12 protein-coding genes are annotated in these 14,442 nt (G+C 70.3%); 7 read left to right on the top strand and 5 right to left on the bottom strand.

All coding sequences use genetic code 11. The features are described from left to right. Window positions 1-148 precede the first annotated feature (148 nt). The 4 genes from FVE25_RS25815 to FVE25_RS25795 all read left to right on the top strand — a co-directional run bounded on the left by FVE25_RS25815 (window position 149) and on the right by FVE25_RS25795 (window position 5,840). Window positions 149-1,288 (top strand): ThiF family adenylyltransferase, encoded by a 1,140-nt coding sequence (locus tag FVE25_RS25815; protein ID WP_157249604.1) that lies wholly within the window; start codon window positions 149-151, stop codon window positions 1,286-1,288. Window positions 1,289-1,568: 280 nt separating this feature from the next. Next, on the top strand, window positions 1,569-2,885 hold the full coding sequence (locus FVE25_RS25810; protein ID WP_425489500.1) for an ABC1 kinase family protein: 1,317 nt from the start codon (window positions 1,569-1,571) through the stop codon (window positions 2,883-2,885). Between the two features lie 549 nt (window positions 2,886-3,434). After that, entirely contained in the window at window positions 3,435-4,601 is a 1,167-nt protein-coding gene (locus FVE25_RS25800; RefSeq protein WP_157249601.1) for an MFS transporter, read from the top strand. Between the two features lie 69 nt (window positions 4,602-4,670). Next, window positions 4,671-5,840 carry a Cmx/CmrA family chloramphenicol efflux MFS transporter gene (locus FVE25_RS25795; RefSeq protein ID WP_157249600.1) on the top strand — a complete coding sequence of 390 codons (1,170 nt, stop codon included), beginning with the start codon at window positions 4,671-4,673 and terminating at the stop codon, window positions 5,838-5,840. A 474-nt stretch (window positions 5,841-6,314) separates the two neighbouring features. Here FVE25_RS25795 and FVE25_RS25790 read toward each other — a convergent pair whose 3' ends face one another. The 4 genes from FVE25_RS25790 to FVE25_RS25775 all read right to left on the bottom strand — a co-directional run bounded on the left by FVE25_RS25790 (window position 6,315) and on the right by FVE25_RS25775 (window position 10,166). Continuing rightward, window positions 6,315-6,584 carry a WhiB family transcriptional regulator gene (locus FVE25_RS25790; RefSeq protein ID WP_157249599.1) on the bottom strand — a complete coding sequence of 90 codons (270 nt, stop codon included), beginning with the start codon at window positions 6,582-6,584 and terminating at the stop codon, window positions 6,315-6,317. 132 nt (window positions 6,585-6,716) lie between these two features. Then, window positions 6,717-7,025, bottom strand: coding sequence for a hypothetical protein (locus FVE25_RS25785; RefSeq protein ID WP_157249598.1), 309 nt, complete (start codon window positions 7,023-7,025; stop codon window positions 6,717-6,719). Between the two features lie 98 nt (window positions 7,026-7,123). Next, window positions 7,124-8,008: an acyl-CoA thioesterase gene (locus FVE25_RS25780; RefSeq protein WP_157249597.1), complete on the bottom strand. Its 885-nt coding sequence runs from the start codon at window positions 8,006-8,008 to the stop codon at window positions 7,124-7,126. A 61-nt stretch (window positions 8,009-8,069) separates the two neighbouring features. After that, window positions 8,070-10,166: an ATP-dependent DNA helicase UvrD2 gene (locus tag FVE25_RS25775; RefSeq protein ID WP_181019711.1), complete on the bottom strand. Its 2,097-nt coding sequence runs from the start codon at window positions 10,164-10,166 to the stop codon at window positions 8,070-8,072. A gap of 106 nt (window positions 10,167-10,272) precedes the next feature. Between FVE25_RS25775 and FVE25_RS25770 the strand changes: the two genes are divergently transcribed. Then, on the top strand, window positions 10,273-11,154 hold the full coding sequence (locus tag FVE25_RS25770; RefSeq protein WP_246267428.1) for an alpha/beta hydrolase: 882 nt from the start codon (window positions 10,273-10,275) through the stop codon (window positions 11,152-11,154). A 69-nt stretch (window positions 11,155-11,223) separates the two neighbouring features. Then, on the top strand, window positions 11,224-11,472 hold the full coding sequence (locus FVE25_RS25765; protein ID WP_157249595.1) for a glutaredoxin family protein: 249 nt from the start codon (window positions 11,224-11,226) through the stop codon (window positions 11,470-11,472). A 3-nt stretch (window positions 11,473-11,475) separates the two neighbouring features. On the opposite strand, the gene nudC is transcribed toward FVE25_RS25765, so the two are convergent. Further along, window positions 11,476-12,447 (bottom strand): NAD(+) diphosphatase, encoded by a 972-nt coding sequence (nudC, locus tag FVE25_RS25760; RefSeq protein WP_157249594.1) that lies wholly within the window; start codon window positions 12,445-12,447, stop codon window positions 11,476-11,478. A gap of 114 nt (window positions 12,448-12,561) precedes the next feature. Between nudC and FVE25_RS25755 the strand changes: the two genes are divergently transcribed. Then, window positions 12,562-14,439: a serine/threonine protein kinase gene (locus FVE25_RS25755; protein WP_181019710.1), complete on the top strand. Its 1,878-nt coding sequence runs from the start codon at window positions 12,562-12,564 to the stop codon at window positions 14,437-14,439. Window positions 14,440-14,442 lie beyond the last annotated feature (3 nt).

Raw genomic sequence — 14,442 nt, 5'->3', positions numbered from 1 at the left:
CTCCGCCCGGGCGGGGTGCCGGATCGCCTGGGTTGTGGGGAGATGTCACCGGCCGGTTGTCCACAGCTCCGTGACCTGCGGCGAAAGTTATCCACAGCCCAGGAGAACCCCGCCCACAACCCATCCCGGCCGTGGAACCCTGACCGCCATGAGGCCCCGCGTGAAACCCGCCCTGCGCCGCGTCCTCCGCGACGAGCGCACCCTCCAGTTCGGCGTGCACCCCCAGCACGCGGTCATGGTCACCGACCTCACCGAGCCGCTCCGCGTCTGGATCGAGTCCCTCGACGGCACCCAGGACCTGTCCCAGGCGCTGAAGGCGGCGGCCAAGGCCGGCATGCCCGAGCCCGACGCCCGCACCCTGATCGCCGAGCTGACCGCCCAGGGGGTTCTCGACGACGCCTCGGTACCGCCTACTCCCCTTCAGGACCTGCCCCTCCTCGAACGCGACCGCCTCCGCCCCGACCTCGACGCCCTGGACCTGTCCCGCGACACCCCGGCCGGCGGCCTGGCCATCCTGGGCCACCGCCGTGAGCGCAGAGTCAGGGTGTACGGCGCAGGCCGGGTGGGCGCCTCGATCGTCAATCTCCTGGCGGCCAGCGGCGTGGGCACCATCCGGGTCATCGATCCGGCTTTGACCCGTCCGGAGGACCTGGTCCCCGGCGGCCTGACCTGGGCGGAGCTCGACCTGCCGCGCGAGGAGGCGGCCGTGGCCGCCGCGGATCGGGTGATCTCGGCCCCGTCCTCTCACAATCCGGCGCCGGACGAGCCGTCCGAGCCCTATGTCCGGCTGATCGCGGGCGGGCCGTACCTCAACGACCGTTCCGACCTGCCCGACCTGGTCATCCTCGCTCCGGTCGGGCCGCTGGACGGCATCCTGGTCACCGAGCTGACCGCGCTGAACATCCCGCATCTGCTGGTGTCGGCGTTCGAGGGGTACGGCACGGTGGGCCCGCTGGTGCATCCGAGCCAGAGCGCGTGCCTGCACTGCCTCGACCTGACCCGGCGCGACCGCGACCGCGGCTGGCCCATGGTGACCGCCCATCTGGGCGGGTATCCGGCGGGCGAGATCGCCTGCGACACCACCTTGGCGACGCTGACGGCGGCCGAGGCGACCCGGCACGCGCTCGCCTACCTGGACGGCCGGCCGTCGATTGTGACCAACGGCACAATCGACATTTGGCCTGATTGGCAAAGAAAACGGCGTACCTGGGCAATCCACCCACAATGTAGGTGTATACGCAACAATCCTGATTCGCTAAGAATGGTCAGAGCGACCACCCGCGGCTGAACCCGCCCACTTCCTACCGCCCGGCGCCGGGGTCCGCCCACCGAGCCACGACGGCCGAGCCGTAAGGTCACAGGAGCAACACCTCGCACCCAGCGAGGGCGGCACCACATGGGGGCACCGCACAACACCGCCCGCACCCGGCGGGCACCTGGGGAGACAGCTGGCCTGGAAGCCACCAGGCCGAGTCAGCGACCCCGCGCACCAGGGTCGACCACGGAAGGGGGAAGTGGCGTCTACCCGGACGTCGCGAACTAGGGTGAGCGATCTTCCGCGCCGCGCTGTGACGCGCTCCGCCAAGCTGGCCACGCTTCCGATCAGTTTCGCCGGCCGTACCGCATTGGGCATCGGGAAGCGCCTGGGCGGCAAGTCCGCCGAAATCGTCGCACAGGAGATTCAGCAGCGCACCGCCGAACAGATCTTCAAGGTCCTCGGCGAGCTCAAGGGCGGCGCGATGAAGCTGGGCCAGGCGCTGTCCATCTTCGAGGCCGCCCTGCCACCGGAGATCGCCGGCCCCTACCGGGCGACCCTGACCAAACTCCAGGACGCCGCCCCGCCCCTGCCCACCGCGACCGTCCACAGGGTCCTGGCCGAGCAGCTGGGCGACGACTGGCGCGAGAACTTCGTCTCCTTCGACGACCGGCCGACCGCCGCCGCCTCGATCGGCCAGGTCCATCGCGCCGTCTGGCACGACGGCCGCCAGGTCGCGGTGAAGATCCAATACCCGGGCGCCGGCAAGGCGTTGCTGGGCGACTTCGCCCAGCTGGCCCGGCTCGGCAAGCTCTTCGGCGCCCTCCTCCCCGGGCTGGAGATCAAGGCCGTCCTGGCCGAGCTGCGCGAACGCGTGGCCGAGGAACTCGACTACTTCCGCGAAGCGGAAGCCCAGCACGCCTTCGCCCAGGAGTTCCACGGCGACCCCGACTTCCTCGTCCCCGACGTCATCGCGGCCAACGAGATGGTCCTGGTGACCGAATGGATGGACGGCACCCCGCTGTCCCGCATCATCACCGACGGCACCAAGACACAGCGCGACCGCGCCGGCCTCCTGCTCGTCCGCTTCCTCTTCTGCTCCCCGGCCCGCGTGGGCATGCTCCACGCCGACCCCCACCCGGGCAACTTCCGCATGCTGGACGACGGCCGCCTGGGCATCCTCGACTTCGGCGCCGTCAACCGCCTGCCCGACGGCTACCCCAAGGCGTTCGGCCAGCTCACCCGCATCTTCAACCACGGCGACATGGACACCGTGATCTCGGGCCTGCGCGCGGAAGGCTTCATCCGCCCCCACATCGAGATCGACCCCGACGCCCTCCGCTCCTTCCTGGCCCCCTACGTCGAACCCACGGCCGTCGAGGAGTTCACCTTCAGCCGCGAATGGCTCCAGGCCCAGGCCGCCAGCGCCACCGACCTCCGCCCCACGAACGTGGTCCGCCAGCTGAACCTGCCCGTGTCGTACGTCCTCATCCACCGCGTTCATGCGGCTGGCATCGGCGTCCTGTGCCAGCTCGGCGCCACGGCCCGCTTCCGGGACGAGGTGCTCCAGTGGGTCCCAGGCTTCGCCGACGACCCCGACCAAGCCCCCGACACCCTCCCCATCCCCTAACTGCGCAGGCCCCTTCAACCGGCCGCAGCTCCGCCGTTGCCCGCTCCGGCTTGACGCGCCTGCCTAGGCACGTCCCCGGCCTCGCGGTGCTCCGGCTTTGTGCCGCGTGGCATGCGATGGGCGGGTAACCGAGGCCGCTGCGGATGTGGGGCCGACCGGAAGTGGCGGCATATCGCCGGACGGGAGCAACTAGGACAGGGTTGTGGGCACCCCGGCACCCCGGCACCCCGGCACCCCGGCACCCCGGCACCCCGGCACCCCGGCACCCCGGCACCCCGGCACCCCGGCACCCCGGCACCCCGGCACCCCGGCACCCCGGCACCCCGGCACCCCGGCACCCCGGCACCCCGGCACCCCGGCACCCCGGCACCCCGGCACCCCGGCACCCCGGCACCCCGGCACCCCGGCACCCCGGCACCCCGGCACCCCGGCACCCCGGCACCCCGGCACCTGGGATGGTAGTGGTGACGTCTGAAACGTGCCAGTGTGTGCGGGTTGTTCGCTGCTTGGCTGGTTGCCCGGAAGGTTCATCTGCTCGGGACGGGAACCATGTCAACCATCACTCTTGCCCGGCCGCGTTCGCCGCTTGTCAGCTGGCTGGCGGTCGCGGCGGTCATGTTGGGGATTTTCACCATTGTCACCAGCGAGATCCTGCCCATCGGACTGCTGACCGCTATTGGTGGTGATTTCGGGGTTTCGGATGGTGTCACCGGGCTGACCATGACGTTGCCCGGGGTGGTGGCCGCGATCTCGGCGCCTGTTGTGACGTTGACCACCGCGCGGCTAGATCGGCGGGTGATGTTGTGCGTGCTCATGGCGGTGCTCGCCGTGGCCGATGTGCTGGCCGCCGTCGCGAACTCCTATGGGGTCATGCTGGTGTCCAGGGTGCTGGTCGGGCTGACGATCGGGGGCTTCTGGTCCATCGGGGCCGGGCTGGCGGGGCGGCTGGTCCCGCCTCGGGCGGTTGGGGCGGCTACGGCGGTGATCTTTTCGGCTGTTCCCCTGGGGTCCGTTCTCGGGGTGCCCGCCGGGACGCTCATCGGTGAGCTTGCGGGGTGGCGGGCTGCTTTTCTGGTCCTGGCGGGGCTGGCGGTTGCGGTGCTGGTGGGGCTGGTTCTGGTGCTTCCGCCGCTTCCCGCCACTCGGGTGACCAGCGTGCGCGTTCTGGTTGAGGTGTTGCGTAGTCGGGGGGCGGGGGTTGCGCTGGCCTCTACGTCGCTCGTGGTGGTGGCGCATTTCGGGACTTATACCTATGTCACGCCGTTTCTGCAGGACGTCACGGGGCTGGCGCCGGCGGCGGTCAGTGCTGTTCTGCTGGCGTACGGCGTCGCCGGGATAGGCGGGAACTTCCTGGCGGGCAGGGGTGCGGGCACGCGGCTTCGGGTCACATATGTGAGCTGCGTCCTTCTGATCGCGGGTGCGACGTTGCTCCTGCCCGTCGTGGGCGGGTCGGGCGTGGGGGCCGTGGGGTTGCTGGTGGTCTGGGGGCTGGCCTATGGGGGCGTGCCTGTCTGTTCGCAGGCGTCCTTCCTGGCGGCTGCGCCTCATGCGCCCGAGGCTGCAACGGTTCTTTTCACCTCTTCCTTCCAGGCTACGTTCGCGCTTGGCGCGTTCCTTGGCGGGCGGGTTGTCGATGGGGTCTCGGTCAGCGCCGTGATGATCTGCGGCGGGCTGGTCGCGCTACTCGCGGTGGTGGCCCTGCGGTATTTGGACTGATCGATCTAAAACATGTTACGGTGCTCCTCGTTGATTATGAACCGATCGGTCTAATATTGGGGAGTACCGATGCCACTAGCCGTCTACATCCTCGGCTTGGCGATCTTCGCCCAGGGAACCTCGGAGCTCATGCTCGCCGGGCTCCTCACTGAGATCGCCGCCGACCTCCGGGTGAGTGTGCCGGAGGCGGGGCTGCTGATTTCGGCGTTCGCGATGGGCATGCTGGTCGGGGCGCCGATTCTGGCGGTGGTGACTTTGCGGTGGCCGCGCCGTACCGCGTTGCTGGTGTTTTTGGGGATCTTCGCGGTGACCCACGTGGCCGGGGCGCTCGCGCCGGGTTACTGGATGTTGTTCGTCACCCGGGCCGTCGGGGCCTTCGTGTACGCGGGGTTCTGGGCTGTGGGAACCGTGACCGCGCTCAGCCTGGCGCCCGCCACGGCCAGGGGCAAGGCCATGGGGGTCGTGGCGGGCGGGCTCACCCTGGCCACGATCTTCGGGCTGCCCGCCGGGACCGTCGTGGGGCAGCATTTCGGGTGGCGGGCCGCGTTCTGGGTGGTGGCGGCGTTGTCGCTGCTGGCCATGGTGGGGGTCCTGGCCACGGTGCCCGGCGGGCGGCCGGCCGACGAGGCGGCGCCCCGGTTGCGGCGGGAGCTGCGGACCATGGCCAATCCCCGGCTCTGGCTGTCGTATGGCACGACGGCGTTGTCCACGGGCGGGCTGCTGGTGACGTTCAGCTACCTTGCGCCGCTGCTCACCGACACCACCGGGCTGCCTGCCGCATGGGTGCCGGCCGTACTGGCGCTGTATGGGGTGGGGGCGTTCGCCGGGATCACCATCGGCGGGCAGACGGCGGATGCGCATCCATTCGGGACGTTGTACGTGGGTGTCGCCGGGCTGATCGTCACCTCGGTGGCGCTGGCGTTCGCCGCCGGGTCGGCCGTCCCCACGGTGATCCTCGCCGTGTTGCTGGGCGGGTTCGGGTTCGCCACCAATCCGGCGCTGAACACGCGGGTGTTCTCGCTGGCGGAAGGGGCTCCCACGCTGGCGGCCAGCACGAACTTCTCCGCCTTCAACGTCGGGATCACGGCCGGCCCCTGGCTGGGCGGGCTGGCGATCGGGGCCGGGTACGGGTACGCGGCGGTCGCGTGGATCGGGGCGGCGCTGGGCGTGCTGGCGCTCGTGACCGTGGCGGTCGCGTCCGCCTCGCGGGCCCGGGTGGTGGCGACTGAGGCTGTCTGAGTTCACAGTTTCGCCGTGAGCGTGATCGTGAGCGTGATCGTGAGCGTGATCGTGAGCGTGAGCGTGATCGTGAGCGTGAGCGTGAGCGCCCCGGGCCGGGAAGGGTGTGGCCGGGCCGCCGGTTGTAGCGGGTGAATGGGGTTGAGTACGGCAAAGGGCCCGGACGCGGGTGGCGTCCGGGCCCTCTGTCAGAAGGAGACCTCACCGGAGGTCCTGCGCCGGCGGCAGGACCTCCGGGCTCAGAGTCCTCGGGTCAGCGCGTGACGCAGGCGCTCATTGGCCCGCTGCACCTTCCGGCGAGCACGTTGTACTCGGCGGAGACGGTTGATCAAGCGCTGCTCCTCCGCCTCTCGGTGGAGGGTTTGTATTCGGTCGTTGACCAGATCTTGATACAGATACGGAATCTCAAAGCTCCTGGTGGGAAGCGTGCTCATGTCGGCGGGTTCCTTTCTTGACGTGCGTGCGGGTGCGGGACTAAGCGGCGACCGGGTGCTTGCGCGGACGGCCGCGCGGCCGCTTGCGGGGAACGACGGTCCCCCGGAGGATCAGCTCGCCACCCCAGACGCCCCACGGCTCCTCGCGCTCGAGCGCGCGGTCGAGGCAGGCCTTCTGGATCGGGCAGCCACTGCAGAGCGCCTTGGCGAACTCGACGTCCTCAGGCGACTCGGCGAACCACAGGTCGGGGTCGGTACGGCAGGGGATCTTGGCTTCGTCGATCAGGTCCATGATCGTCTTCGCCCCCATCTGCGTCTCCTTCTTCTTTTGGATCTCAGTGATCTTGGTCGGGCACCTCGTAGGCGGTCGGGGATCACGGACAAACAAAGAGGCCGCGGATCCGGTGTGTGGATCCGCGGCCTGGGGGCTGCTATGTGCCGGTCAACTTATGACCGGCGCATCCCTCCAGGGTTGCGGACCACACAGTCCACCCTTGGTGATCTGCTGGGTCGGCACAGGGTTGCTCAGGGCACCTGCGATGACAGGTGCGTTCGTCGGCTCAACGCCGCTTGCCACTCCGTAGACCGGCGCGACGATGGCGCCCTTGCGAGCGCCGAAGACGGACTCTTGGCCGAAGAGGGCAGACTCCACCCGTCGGAACCTGGCCGGCCCATCGGCGAGCCTGTTGACGGAGTCGCGGTGCGCGGAAGCGAGCCACTGCATGGCCGACATTTCCTTGATGTAGATCACCGGGACTCACCTCCGTTCATTGAGAGAGCCGGACAGGAGCGTCCGACTTGCTTGACCATGACCCTAAACCGGGAAGCCGGGAAGGGGCAACATATTTTCTACCTGGGATTTTGTGACTTAATCTCGCGGATCATCGCCTCCTGCACCACGGAAACCACGAGATCTCCGGATGCGGTGAACATCTGTCCGCGGGCCAAGCCACGGGCGCCCCCTGACCAAGGGGACTCCTGAGCATAGAGCAACCAGTCGTCGGCTCTGAACGGGCGGTGGAACCACATGGCGTGGTCCAGGGAGGCGCCCATGACGTTCGAGGTGCCCCAGGACAGGCCGTGCGCCAGCAGTATCGTGTCGACGAGCGTGAAGTCGGAGGCGTAGGCGGCCAGCACGACGTGCAGCAGCGGGTCGTCGGGCAGCGCGGCGTCGTAGCGGAACCACACGTTCGTCTCGGCGCTGATCAGCTCGGGGTTGCGCGACGCCTCGAAGGTCAGCGGCGAGGCGTAGCGGGCGTCGACGGGACGCGGCTTGGACAGCCAGTCCTTCCAGCCGGGCTCGTCGCCCACGAGCTCATACAGCTTGTCCTGGAACGTCGGCAACGTCGCCGGGTCGGGTACGGCCGGCATCACCGCGGCCTGGTGTGCCCAGCCCTCCTCGGGCGTGTGGAACGAGGCGGACATCGTGAAGATCGCCTTGCCGTGCTGGACGGCGACCACCCGGCGCGTGGTGAAGGAGCGCCCGTCGCGCACCCGCTCGACGTTGTAGACGATCGGGATGGCGGGGTCGCCGGGCCGGATGAAGTAGGCGTGCAGCGAGTGCACGTGCCGGTCGCCGGGCACGGTACGGCCGGCCGCGACCAGCGCCTGCGCCGCGACCTGGCCGCCGAAGACCCGCTGGATGCGCTCCTCCGGGCTGCTGCCGCGGAAGATGTCGAGTTCGATCTGCTCCAGATCGAGCAGGTCGAGCAGCTCCTTAAGCGCCTCGTTCACCAACGCCCCCTTGCGGATGTGCCATATCCCCCTAAGTCTGACCTGTCCCCCGCAGTGTCCCCTACGCGCCCCGGCACAGACCGAGGACGGCGTCGCCGTACTTGTCCAGCTTGACCTTCCCGATCCCGGCGATCGACAGCAGTTCCTGCTCGTTGCGCGGCACTCGCTCGGCGATCGCCTGCAGGGTGACGTCGGTGAAGACGACGTAGGGCGGGATCTTCGCCTCCTTGGCCGTGGCGGTCCGCCACGCCTTGAGGCTCTCCAGGAGCGCCTCGTCGTAGTCCGCCGGGCAGTTCGCGCACCGGCCCAGCTTCTGCTCGGCTGCGGTGGCGAGGTTTCTGGCGCAGATCCGGCAGGACACCGGCACGGCCACCTGCCTGCGCTGGCGTGTGCCCGAGGGCGAGGGCGAGGACGCGGCGGGGGCGGAGCGGGTGGTGGCCGGACGTCCGGTCAGGCCGTCGAGGAAGCGGGACGGGTGCCGCGATTTGTACCCGCCCGGCGCCCGGGAGAGCGCCCAGGACAGGTTCAGGTGCTCGCGGGCCCGGGTGATGCCGACGTAGAGCAGCCGCCGCTCCTCCTCGATCTGCTCGGCCGTCTTGGCGTGGATGATCGGCATCATCCCGTCGGTGAGCCCGACGAGGAAGACCGCGTCCCATTCCAGGCCCTTGGCCGCGTGGAAGGAGGCGAGCGTGACGCCCTCGACGGGCGGCGCGTGCTGCTCGGCGGCCCGGCGTTCGAGCTCGGCCACGAACGCGGGCAGGTCGGCGCCTTCGGCCGCCATGTCCTCGGCCAGGTCGGCCAGCGCGCGCAGCGACTCCCACTTCTCGCGGGCCTTGCCTCCGGAGGGCGCGGCGGGGGTGAGGCCGACGCCGGTCAGGATGTGGTGAACCTCACCGGCCAGCGGTTCGCCGGCGGCCGATCGGGCCGCGCCGCGCAGCAGGACGACGGCCTGCCGTACCTCTGGGCGCTCGAAGAAGCGCTCGGCCCCGCGCAGGACGTAGGGGATCTCGGCCTTGGACAGGGCTTCCTCGTAGGACTCCGACTGGGAGTTGATGCGGTAGAGGACGGCGATCTCGCGGGCGGGCACGCCCTTGTCGAGGAGCTTGCGGATGGCGCGGGCGACCCCGGCGGCCTCGGCCGGCTCGTCGTCGTTCTCCGTGAAGACGGGCTTGGGGCCGTCCTTGCGCTGGGCGAGGAGTTCGAGGCGGTGGGGGGAGCGGCCCTTGGCGATGACGAGGTTGGCCAGGTCGACGACCTGGGGGGTGGAGCGGTAGTCGCGCACGAGCTTGATGACGGTGGCGTCGGGGCGCTCGACGGCGAAGCCGGTGAGGTAGCGGGGGCTGGCGCCGGTGAAGGAGTAGATGGTCTGGTTGGGGTCGCCGACCACGCAGAGGTCGTCGCGACCGCCGAGCCAGGTGTCGAGCAGGAGCTTCTGCAGCGGGTTGACGTCTTGGTACTCGTCGACGACGAAGTAGCGGTACTGCTGGCGGACCTGCGCCGCCACCTCCTGGTGCTCGTTCATCACCGCGGCGGTCAGCTCCAGGATGGTCTCGAAGTCGACCAGGTGCCGCTCGCGCCGGATCCGCTCGTACTCCTCGTAGACGCGCGCCATCTCCTCGGCGTCCACCGGCGGCGTGCGCTGGAGCTTCTTGGCGGCCGAGGCGTAGTCCTCGGGGCTGATCTGCACGACCTTGGCCCATTCGACCTCACTGGCCAGGTCGCGCAGGGTGTCGGGGCTGGTGCGGGTCGTCTTGATGGCCTCGCGCAGCACGGGCAGCTTGGACTCGATGACCGACGGCGCCGCGCCGCCGATGACCCGGGGCCAGAAGTAGGTGAGCTGGCGCAGCGCGGCGGCGTGGAAGGTGCGGGCCTGGACGCCGGGCGCCCCGAGGGCGCGCAGGCGCTGGCGGAGTTCGCCGGCGGCGCGTGTGGTGAAGGTCACGGCCAGCACGCTCGGGGAGTCGACGTACCCGCTGCGCACGGCGTGGGCGATGCGGTGGGTGATGGCCCTGGTCTTGCCGGTGCCCGCGCCGGCCAGCACGCACACCGGGCCGCGCACGGCCTCGGCCACCGCCCGCTGCTCGGGGTCGAGCCCGGCGAGTACGTCGTCGCTGTTCACCCGTTCATCCTCCCAGCCGGTGGCGGTGAAGGGCTCCATTCTGGCAACATGCCGCCCGTCACCGGTTCACCACGCCGAGATGCGAAGAGCCGGTCATTTCCCCCACAATGGGGCCCGACAAACTGCATGGGGGAAAGGGAAGGCCGTGCGAACTGCGGTTTTCGCGAGCGCGCTCGCCGCTGCGATCGCGCTCACGCCGGCGGCGTCCGCCGCGGCAGCCAAGGACCCTTTCCCCGTCGATCCCAACGGGCTGGGCGGCCTGTCGGCCGAGAGCGTCAACTACGGCCAGCAGCGCAACCAGGACATGGACGTGTGGTGGGCGGCCGACGGCAACAAGCGTCCCGGCGTCTTCCTCATTCACGGCGGCTGGTGGTCCGGCGGCGACAAGAAGTACATGACGGAGATCGCCCGCTCCTATGCCGACCAGGGGTACGTGGTCTTCAACCTCAACTACCGCCTGTCCACGCAGGAGTCGTGGCCGGCGCAGCGCAGCGACGCCTTCTCCGCGATCGCGGTGGCCCGCAAGCACGCCGACCGCTGGGCGTTCGACGCGAGCAACTTCGTGGTCGTCGGCTTCTCCGCGGGCGGCCACATCGCCGCGGCGGTCGGCACGTACGGCAACGGCGTCGCCGGCCTCAAGGGCGTCGTCGGGCTGTCGCCGGTGATCTCGCCGCTGCGCGCCTACGCCGACGGTCACAAGTCCCCCGACGTGAACAAGCGCCGCCTGCGCCTGGCCGCGATCCGGCTGGCCGGCGGGTGCGAGCCCAAGGGCAAGTGCTCGCGCGTGTGGGCCAGCATGGAGGTGCCCTGGCACGCCAGCGCCAAGGACGCGCCGATGCTGATGCTGCACGCGGAGAAGGAGTTCGTGCCGCCGGTGCAGAGCCAGTTGCTGAAGGACATGCTCGGCCAGGTGGGCGTGGACGTGACGGTCGTCACGCAGCCGGGCGACCAGCACAGCGCGCCGCTGTATCGCGAGCCGGGCGTGGCCGAGCGCGTCCAGCAGTGGATCTCCGAGCGGATCGGCTGACCCGGGGGATTACGCGGGGGCCCGGCGTTGTTGCACCGGGCGGCCCGTATTCGTGAAAGGAATCCCCTCATGGCGCTGACGGTCTACACCACCACCTGGTGCGGCCCCTGCAAGCGGCTCAAGTCGCAGCTGACCCGTGAAGACATCACCTTCAGCGAGGTCGACATCGAGGCCAACCCCGAAGCCGCCGCGTTCGTGGAGAGCGTGAACAACGGCAACCAGGTCGTGCCGACGGTGGTCATCGAGACCTCCGGGGGCAGGGTCGTGCGGACCAACCCGTCGGCGCGCGAGGTCAAGGCGCTGCTCAAGGCCGCCTGAGCCCTACCAGTCGCCGGCCAGGTGGTCGCCGTACCAGGTCTCGATCAGCCGCCGGGCGATCGAGACCGGCGGCGGCAGTCGCAGCTCGCCCGTGGCCAGCGCCTCGGCGAGCTGCTCGCGTGAGTACCACCGGGCTTCGGCGATCTCCTCGGTGTCGGGGGTGAGCGTGGTGGACAGGGCCTCGGCGAAGAAGCCGAGCATGAGGCTGCGGGGGAAGGGCCACGGCTGGCTGCCCAGGTAGCGGGGGTTGGTCACGGTGATGCCGACCTCTTCGGCCACCTCGCGGATGACCGCGTGCTCCAGCGACTCCCCCGGTTCGACGAACCCGGCCAGGATCGACAGCCGCCCCTCGGGCCACTGGGGGCCGCGGGCCAGCAGGCAGCGGTCGTCCTGGTCGCGCACCAGCATGATCACCGCGGGGTCGACGCGGGGGAAGTGCTGCGAGCCGTCCACGGGGCAGACCCTGACGTGCCCTCCGGACTCGACTCGGGTACGGCTGCCGCAGCGCGGGCAGAATTCGTGGGTGGTGTGCCATGCCTCCAGGGCCACGGCGTAGACCAGGAGTCCGGCGTCGCGGTCACCGAGCAGCCCGCCCACCTGGCGCAGCCCGGCCACGACCGGTTCGCCTTCGGGGGTGTCGCGCAGGTTCATGGGGACGGTCACGCGGCCGTTGAGCTCGGCGTCGACGCCGGGCAGCGGCGCGGCGACCGCGAAGTAGGCGGTGCCGTCCTCGACGCCGAGCAGGTAGCGCTCGCCTTCCGGTGCTTCGGTGACCGGGTAGAGGACGGCCTCGACGTCCTCGCCGGTGCGGCGGACGAGTGTGTGGCCGTCGTTGATGATCAGAACGCGGGTGGACGGGGCTGCCCAGGCACGTTCCAGCCAGGCGGTGTCTCCGCGCAGCAGCGCGGATCGGTCGATGGTGCCGCGTGCGAGTAGCAGTGGCCCGATCAGTTGCTCTTCTGCCCTTGTTTCCACGCGGACACCCTATGACGCCGGTTCCGGGAAGGCTCTGCCGCCATACTTCCGGCCGAAACCCACATAACCACATAATTGGCTCGCAGCGTCGAGATGATCGGAGGCCCTTGGTCGATGCCTTTACGAGACCCGCGGCAACTCGGGGACTACACGCTGGAGCACGCGCTTTCCGAGGGCCCGGCCGGCGAGGTCTACGCAGGCCGTGGTCCCGGCGGGGAACGGGTGGCGATCAAGCTCTTCAGCACCGAACTCGAGAGTCCGCAGAACTTCCTGCAGCGTGCTGAGCGGCTCAAGCGCGTGGAGGCGTTCCACAGCGCGATGATCCTGGACGCCGGGATCGAGGGGGCGCGGCCGTACGTCGTGTCCGAGTTCGTGGACGGGGTGAGCCTGCGGCAGGCGGTCATCGAGCACGGGCCGCTGGGCGGGGCGGCGCTCCACCGGCTGGCCATCGCCACCATGACCGCGCTGGCCGCCATCCACCAGGCCGGGGCGGTGCACGGCGCGCTGCGGCCGGACAACGTCCTGCTCGGGCCGGACGGCCCCCGGGTGATCAACACCGGGGTCGCCGCCGCGGTCGAGTCGGGCGCGGCGATCGCCACCCAGCAGGTCGCATCCCCCGCCTTCCTGGCGCCCGAGCAGTTCGCCGGCGCGCTCTTCCCGCCCTCGGCCGACCTGTTCTCCTGGGGCGCGACCGTGGCCTTCGCGGCCACCGGGCAGTCGCCCTTCCACTCCAACTCGCTGTCGGCCGCGATGAACCGCATCCTGCGGGAGGAGCCGGACCTGTCCGGCGTGGCCGATCCGCCGCGCCAGATCGTGGCCGCGTGCCTGGCCAAGGATCCGGGCCTGCGGCCGTCGGCCAGTGAGGCGCTGATGCGGCTGGTGGGCCACTCGATGCTCACCGACCTGCCGCCGATCATCGAGGAGGCGCCGCCCAGACGCCGGTCCAGGGCGCCCGCGCTGGTGGCCGCCGCGGTGGTGCTGGCGGTGCTGTCGGCCGGCGGCGGGCACGCCCTCGCGCGGGTCACGCGGCCGAACGCGCCGCAGGGGATCGCGGCCGCGCCCTCCACCCCGCCCGGCGCCTCCGCCGCGCCCAGCATGAGCGTGCGCCCCGCGCAGCCGGACCCCACGCCGCCGCCCAAGCCCACCGCGTCGGTCAAGGCGGCCGGGATCGGGCTGACCCTGCACGAGAACCCTTCCGACCCGGTCATCCTCCGCGCCTACCGGGTGGGCAAGGACACCTACATCCGCGAGGGCGACACCTTCGTCAAGTCGAAGATCTCCAACGCGGAGCCCGGCTTCTCGCCCGACGGCAAGTGGCTGGCGCTGTACGCGGAACCCACCCTGACGATCATCAACCTGCAGACGAAGGAGCAGTTCGCCCTCACGCCGCAGGTCAGCGGGACGCTCACGCTGCCGACCTGGTCGCCGGACTCCAAGCGCCTGCTGCTCAACATCACCGACGGCGGCGACCCCGAACTGGCCATGGGCTTCGCCCTCGTGGACCCGGTCACCAGGACCACCGCCACGGTGAACACCCAGGACAAGGGCGAGCGCATCTACGCCTGGCTGCCCGACTCCTCCGGCGTGCTCATCGACTACAAGACCGAGACCGGCTGGGGGCTCAGGGCCCGCGACCTGGGCGGCCGGGAGTTGTGGACCAGGCACTGGGTCGGCCAGCTCTGGGGACGGCGCAGCTTCAACCCGTCGAACACCTCGTTCCTGACCCTGTGCCCGAGCGGCGGCAGCTTCTGCCTCTGGGACCCTCAGTCCTGGGGCCGCCAGGCGACCGTGGCGGTGTACGGCAGCAAGGGCGGCACGCTACTGAGCTGGTACGACGACAGCCACCTGATCATCACCGAGCCGCGCGACAAGGACAAGGCGGTCCACCAGATCATCGCCATCGACCTGCGTGGCCGTACGCAGCGGGTGATGGGCGAGCTGGTCGGCAAGGACGACCGCGACGACCTGATCTACACCTACACACGGAGGTAAACC

It is taken from the genome of Nonomuraea typhae, assembly GCF_009760925.1.
Taxonomy (GTDB): domain Bacteria; phylum Actinomycetota; class Actinomycetes; order Streptosporangiales; family Streptosporangiaceae; genus Nonomuraea; species Nonomuraea typhae.
The sequence above is the reverse complement of the archived record's forward strand: the minus strand, read 5'-3'. Positions and strand labels throughout refer to the sequence as shown.